This window comes from Pseudonocardia nigra, assembly GCF_019396355.1.
GTDB classification, from domain to species: Bacteria; Actinomycetota; Actinomycetes; order Mycobacteriales; family Pseudonocardiaceae; genus Pseudonocardia; species Pseudonocardia nigra.
The window spans coordinates 1-6,488 of record NZ_JAHKRK010000317.1; the positions used below are offsets into that span (position 1 = coordinate 1).

A 6,488-nucleotide genomic window follows, 5' to 3' on the forward strand; every position below is an offset into this window, starting at 1 on the left:
GGTCTCGTCCTTGGACACCACGACCTTGCGGGCGCGGCCCAGCAGCGACAGGTCGGCGTTCTCCAGCTTGAGGCCGACCTTCTCCGAGATGACCTCGCCTCCGGTGAGGATGGCCATGTCGGCCAGCGTCGCCTCGCGGCGGTCACCGAAGCCCGGCGCCTTCACCGCCACCGAAGCGAACGTCCCCTTCAGCTTGTTCACCAGCAGCGTCGCGAGCGCCTCCGCCTCGACGTCCTCGGCGATCACGACGAGCGGCCTGCCCGCCTGCATCACCTTCTCCAGCACGGGCAGCAGGTCCCGCACGGCGGAGATCTTCGCCGCGACGAACAGCAGGAACGGGTCGTCGAACACCACCTCCATCCGCTCGGTGTCGGTCACGAAGTGCGGGGCCAGGTAGCCCTTGTCGAAGCGCATGCCCTCGGTGAGCTCGAGCTCCAGACCGAAGGTCTGGGACTCCTCGACCGTGATCACGCCCTCCTTGCCGACCTTGTCCATGGCCTCGGCGATCAGGTCGCCGATGGACTTGTCGGCCGCGGAGATCGAGGCGGTGGCCGCGATCTGCTCCTTGGTCTCGACCTCCTTGGCGGTCTTGAGCAGCTGCTGCGACACGGCCTCGGTGGCCTTCTCGATGCCCCGCTTCAGCGCCATCGGGTTGGCACCCGCGGCGACGTTGCGCAGACCCTCGCGGACCAGCGCCTGGGCCAGCACGGTGGCGGTGGTGGTGCCGTCACCGGCGATGTCGTCGGTCTTCTTGGCAACTTCCTTGACCAGCTCGGCCCCGATCTTCTCCCAGGGGTCCTCGAGCTCGATCTCCTTGGCGATCGACACACCATCGTTGGTGATGGTGGGCGCGCCCCACTTCTTCTCCAGGACGACGTTGCGGCCACGCGGGCCGAGCGTCACCTTCACGGCGTCGGCGAGGGTGTTCATGCCGCGCTCGAGCCCGCGGCGCGCCTCCTCGTCGAACGCGATCTGCTTCGCCATCGCGAAACGTCCTCTCCTCGGGTGTCGGGTGATCGGCGCAGGCGCCCGCGACGGCCGGACCTTGGTCCTCACCGGCGCCGATCACCCGGGGCTGGCACTCGCGGATGTCGAGTGCCAGGCGCGAGACTACACTTCTGCGTGCACGCAAAATTGCGTGTACGCAGAAGGGGGGTACGATCGCATCGTGACCGACAGGGAGCGCACGGGCCTGCGCGAACGCAAGAAGGCCGCGACACGCGAGGCACTCAGCGCGGCGGCGTTGCGCCTCGCGCTGCAGCACGGACCGCAGAACGTGCGGGTCGACGACATCGCCGAGGCCGCGGGGGTGTCGCCGAGGACCTACAACAACTACTTCTCCAGCCGGGAACAGGCGATCGTGGCCGCGGTCGCTGCGGAACGCGCGCTGCGGGTCGGCGCGGCGCTACGCGCCCGGCCGGCCGACGAGCCGCTCGCCGACGCCGTCACCGCCGCGGTCGTGGAGCAGTACATCGCTGACGGCGAACCGGGCGGCGAGGTGCTCCGGCTGATCACGTCGACGCCGGGGCTGCGCGCGGAGTTCCTCGACGCGGTGGCCGCGATCGAGCAGCCCCTGGCCGCCGCGATCGCGGACCGCACCGGCAACGGCGACGACCTCGCGGCCCCGGTGCTCGCGGCCGCGGTCTCGGCCGCCGCCCGGGTCGCCACCGAGCAGTGGTTGCGGCCCGCGCCCGACCGCGGCGAGGCGACGGGCGACCTGCTCCTCGTCGTCCCGCGCGCGTCGTTCCCCGACCTCCTGCGCGAGGCACTCGGGCACGTGGCCCCGGCGCTGCGCGCCGCCGGCCCCGCGCCGAGGGAACAGCCGCATCGTTCGACGCCACGGCGCGGTGGAACTCGCTAACGTCGCTCGGATGGCACGACTCGTTCGAGACCTCATGACCGCTCGCGTCGTCACCGTCCGTTCCGACGAGCCGATATCGGCGGCGGTCGAACGCATGACCCGCTTCGGTTTCAGCGCGTTGCCAGTGGTCTCCGCGTCGTTCCGGTTGGTCGGCATCGTGAGCCTGCTCGACGTCCTGCGGTATCGCGAGGAGTACGGGGCCGAGGGCGCGGCCGCCGACGGACGGGTTCGCGTCGAGGAGATCATGAGCTCCGATTTGCTGTCGATGTCGGCCACCGCCAACGCGGCGGTCGTGGCGCAGCGCCTGCGCAGCCATGGCGAGCTGCGCGTGATGCCGGTCGTGCAGGGCGGCAAGCTGGTCGGCGTGATCACCCGCAGTGACCTGCTGCGACACCGCGACGGGAGCAGCCGCCGGGCCGGCCCGCGACGCTTCTTCGGGGGCCGGGAAGAGCCGCTGGACGACGCCTTGTTCGCCCTGCAGCGGGGGCGCCGCGCCGGGCCCGCCCCGACCGCTGCCACTCCGGTGCGCGACGTGATGACCCGACAGGTGGTCACGGTCGGCTCGGCGGAACCGGTCGCGTGGGCCGCGGAGCTGATGCTGCACCACCGGCACACCGCGCTCCCGGTCGTCGACGGCGAGGGCCGGCTGCTCGGGATCCTGAGCGAGGCCGACATCCTGACCAACCCGCTGGCCGGCCGGTCCGCGCACGCCACGGTCAGCGCCGTGATGACGAGGACGCCGATCACCGTGCAGGTCGGTGCGACCGTCGGCGAGGCGCGGGCGCTGGTCGCCGACCGAGGCCTGCGCGCGGTGCCGGTGGTCGACGGCGACCGGCTGGTGGGGGTGCTCAGCCGCAGCGACCTGGTCTGATCGGTGCCGGCCGCTACTTTCCCGCCCATGGCGCCTTCTCGAACCGTCCTCCCCTCGTCGCCGACGCGGGACAGCGGGGTGGCTACCTCCCCGTGGCCCGCCGCGTCCGCGCGAGCGCCTCGGCCTGCGCCCGCTGCGCGTCGTCCGACTCCCCCAGCGCGGCCAGGGTCGACGCGAGCAGGGTGATCAGCCGGATTGTCACCGGGTCGTCCGGGCGACGCAGGTCCTCCAGCACGTGCAGGAGATCCCGCGCCTCGTCCTCGGCCAGTTCGAACTGTCCGAGGACGTGCAGCTCCGCGACGCGCTGCAACCGCCGCTCCAGTTCGCGCCCGGCGCGGAACCGGCCGACCTTCGGTGGCAGCGGAGGCACGGGCGGAGCGTCGGGGCCGAGCGGTTCGCCGGGCTCGCCGGGCGACCTGCCCCGCAGCAACGCCCGGTTCACCTCGATCGAGCGCCTGCGGTCGTCCGGGTCGCGCCGGATCCCGTACCGCAGCCGCAGCGCGTACCGGAGGTTGCGCATGTCACCCGGGCAGAACGGGTGGCTCGGCGGGTAGACGGCGACCGTGCCCTCGAAGATCTCGACCGCCTGATCGAGGATCGCGACGTCGGGATGCGTCTCCGCCTGCCGCAGGAGGCGGATGCCGACCCGGCCCCAGTGCTCCGGCCCGATGAACTGGTGGTCGACCGTGACCCCGCGCGCGAGGATCGGCCGGAGGTCCGCGGGCACGAGCTCCGGGTCGACCTGCCCGACCCGGGCGAACAGCACCAACGCGGCCTGGAGGTCGTTGAGCACGTCGTTGCCGTCGCAGGCCCGGTACCGGCACCAGTGCAGCCGGGCGAGCGCGTCGAGCACCTCCACCGACGCCCCGGCCTCGGACAGGCCCGCCCGCCACAGGGGGCCCGCGTCGGGGAGCACTCCGGGCCCCAGCACGGCGGCCCGATCGCCGGTCGCGAGGTACCGGTCGACCCGGGAGAGCACGGACTCCAGCGTCGGCACGGGCATCGGCACCGTCCTTCGGGTCGGGGCATCCCCCAGTCTGGTGGGCCGGACCCGTGCCCGGTACCGCCCAACCGTCCGCACCAGAGCGTGCCGGCGGACGCGTCCACGCCGGCCCGCATCGAGGCTCGTCCGCGTGAGTTTCCTGGTGGGCGCGGCAGGGTTCGAACCTGCGACCGCTCGGGTGTAAGACAGCCCTTCCGTGTTGCCGGTGGCCTCGACCGGCGACAAGGCTCGTCAAGGCCCCCTCTCGGGTAGCGGCTAAGCACGCTCGTACACACTGTTTCGTGCCACATCTGGTGCCACAGCAGGCCGAGCACCAGTGTTGCTACGACCTGCCCGTGATGCGCGCCCACAGCCCCCCTGTCGTACCGGCACGGCGGCTGCCTTGAACGTGGTGGGATAGCGCCGCGAGCGCGGCGGCGAGCCAGCGCCGCTCCTGCCGGTCGTCCAGGCGCTCCACGGTGCTGTCAACAAGATCGATCACGCTGGTCAGAGAGACGTCGCTCGTGGACGTGCTGCCTCCGGTGGCGACGCACAGCCGACTTTCGCCGTCATCGCGATTGACACGGCATCCACGGTGAATGATCCAGCATTGGACACGGCTTGGCCGAGTGCGCCAGCGCCTCCCCGCAGTCTTGACGGCTGCTCACCCGGGCCCGTGTGCGTCGTCGACCGGCTGGACCACGGGGACCTCGGGGAGCGTGCCGGCTTGAACATGGTGAGCGAGCGCAGCCAGGGCGGCGGCGAGCCAGCGCCGCTCCTGCGCGTCGCGGCACCGCTCGGCCACGCGCTCAACAGCCCGGGCCAGTGCGGGTAGCGCCTCGACCACCACCTCCGGCGCAGGTTCGAAGTCCAGGCCCCGTTCAGCGGCCACGCGCTTGAGCAGCTCGACCACCGCCGGCGGTTGAGGCGATTCCGGGACGGTCGGGTGGACAGAGTCCGTCAGCATGCCACGTATCGTGCCTGGCGCAGTCCCCGCGATGGACGGTTCATCCACAGCCCTCCGGTTGTCCACACCGCCCGCCGCCCGGGGCCGGTGCCGGTCAGCGGTCACAGGATCCGCAGCGCGACGCACCGCCACACGGTCTGCTGCTGCTCGAAGCGTGCCGCGACGGCGCGGCGCCGCTGCTCGACGGCCACGACGGCAGCCGCCTCGGCGGCGTGCTCGGTCGGGCGGAACACCCGAAGCGACAGCAGCCGCGACACCCGCGCCGGCCGCCCGGCCAGCCGGGCCGCGCGTGCGTAGCGCAGCACCGATGGCGCAACCACCTCGTCCAGCTGTGCGACCGGGCGGCGCGCGTCGATCACCTCGAGGATCAGCCGCAGTACCCGCGCCACCGGGACCCGCACCGCCGCGGCGTCCGGCAGGTCCACGACCAGCGCGGCCGGCGCCTCCCCGGACGGCTCCGGCGCAAGGTTGCGGGCCCCGATTGTGATCGATGCGCCGCAGTGCGGGCATGCCACCCTCGACGGCGGGGTCGGTTCGGCGGTCGGTTCGTAGGCCATCGAACGGATCCGGCGGTTGTGCCCGCTGCTGCTGGTCATGCTGGCCTCCGACGCCTTGGGCCTGTCGACCCGTCCCCCTTGGGGTGGCGGGGTGCTGTTCCCCCGCCGCCGCAAGGCGCCCCAGCACGGCCGTGGAGGCTCGCCGTCAAGGGCGGCCGCAGGGCCGTCGCGATAGCGACGCGGAGCGCCAGCGGAGCGCCCTTGACGGTGAGTCAGGCGGTGCTAAGCCAAGGGCCGACAGGCCCCCGCCGCAGGCGGTCCGTCAAAGCTCTTGGCCCGCGCGGCCTTGAGCGCCGACCCCACCCTCGGGCGTCTGCTGGGTCGACGACGATGGGGTCGTGCAGAAGGATCCCGCCGCTGGCGTGCGCGGGAAGCTCGGCCGCGCACGTGTGCACCTCGCCGAGCTCGAGCGCGATGCCAAGGCCTACATGGACAGCGAGCCGTTCGAGATCTACCACGAAGCCGATCCGGACAGCGGCCCGATCAGGGCCCACGTCCACGTCCGCGCCGAGCCGCCGGAGCATCTCGGCCTGGTACTGGGCGACGCGCTGCACAACGCGCGCACCGCGCTCGACCACGTCGTGTGCCGGCTCGTCGAGGACGCCGGCGGCACGGTCGGGCCGGAGACGATGTTCCCGACGGCCAAGAAGGCAACGGACTGGCCGAAATGGGTCAAGAAGCGGCTTGCCGGGGCGTCACCGGCGGCGGTAGCGGCCGTCATGGCAAGCGCCGTGCACCCCGGGGGCGACGACCAGCTCTGGGCGCTGCACCGCCTGGATATCGACGATAAGCACAAGGTCTTGATCCCGCTCGGGATGTACCTGGGCACGGTGAACCTGCGCTTCGGTCACTCCGTGCTGGGCGACGCCGCCCCGCTGATCGGCCTCGTGCCCGAGGACGTCATCAGGATCGAGGAGGGCGTCGAGATCTTCACCATCGCTGAGCAGGCGCGGTTTGCCGACGAGCCACCGCCGGCGCTCAAGCAGGACTTCGGCTTCACGTTCGACCTCGGGCTCGACAGCGACGGCGCGCTGGGACCTCGCCCGGTGCGGCTCGTCCAGACGGCCACGGCGCTGATCGACCACGCCGAGACGGTGGCACTCGACCTGGCGAGGCTCCTGGCCTGATGTGATGAAGGAGCGGGGCCTCCGCTCCTCGTGACTCCCGGCTCATGCTCGGGGTGCTCACACCATCGATTTGAGGAGGCCCCTGTGAGCGAATCGTACGAGGGTCGGCAGATCGTCGGGATG

At 72.1% G+C, this 6,488-nt stretch carries 7 protein-coding genes; 3 read left to right on the plus strand and 4 right to left on the minus strand.

Annotation, left to right across the window (positions count from 1 at the left end):
- The coding region (groEL, locus tag KME75_RS38930; protein WP_219419951.1) for a chaperonin GroEL at window positions 1-984 on the minus strand (984 nt) is incomplete at its 3' end.
- A gap of 184 nt (window positions 985-1,168) precedes the next feature.
- Between groEL and KME75_RS38935 the strand changes: the two genes are divergently transcribed.
- Window positions 1,169-1,861, plus strand: a complete 693-nt coding sequence (locus tag KME75_RS38935) for a TetR/AcrR family transcriptional regulator (RefSeq protein WP_308283464.1) — start codon at window positions 1,169-1,171, stop codon at window positions 1,859-1,861.
- Between the two features lie 10 nt (window positions 1,862-1,871).
- Entirely contained in the window at window positions 1,872-2,732 is an 861-nt protein-coding gene (locus KME75_RS38940) for a CBS domain-containing protein (protein WP_219419953.1), read from the plus strand.
- A gap of 82 nt (window positions 2,733-2,814) precedes the next feature.
- Here KME75_RS38940 and KME75_RS38945 read toward each other — a convergent pair whose 3' ends face one another.
- The 3 genes from KME75_RS38945 to KME75_RS38955 all read right to left on the minus strand — a co-directional run bounded on the left by KME75_RS38945 (window position 2,815) and on the right by KME75_RS38955 (window position 5,277).
- A complete protein-coding gene (locus KME75_RS38945; RefSeq protein ID WP_219419954.1) occupies window positions 2,815-3,735 on the minus strand; it encodes a tetratricopeptide repeat protein in 921 nt (306 codons plus the stop codon).
- 643 nt (window positions 3,736-4,378) lie between these two features.
- The gene (locus KME75_RS38950; protein ID WP_219419955.1) at window positions 4,379-4,681 is read right to left on the minus strand and encodes a hypothetical protein; all 303 of its coding nucleotides are present in this window, start codon (window positions 4,679-4,681) and stop codon (window positions 4,379-4,381) included.
- A gap of 101 nt (window positions 4,682-4,782) precedes the next feature.
- Window positions 4,783-5,277, minus strand: coding sequence for an Rv3235 family protein (locus KME75_RS38955; protein WP_219419956.1), 495 nt, complete (start codon window positions 5,275-5,277; stop codon window positions 4,783-4,785).
- A 299-nt stretch (window positions 5,278-5,576) separates the two neighbouring features.
- On the opposite strand from KME75_RS38955, the gene KME75_RS38960 reads away from it, so the two are divergent.
- On the plus strand, window positions 5,577-6,365 hold the full coding sequence (locus KME75_RS38960) for a hypothetical protein (protein ID WP_219419957.1): 789 nt from the start codon (window positions 5,577-5,579) through the stop codon (window positions 6,363-6,365).
- The last annotated feature ends 123 nt before the right edge of the window (window positions 6,366-6,488 follow it).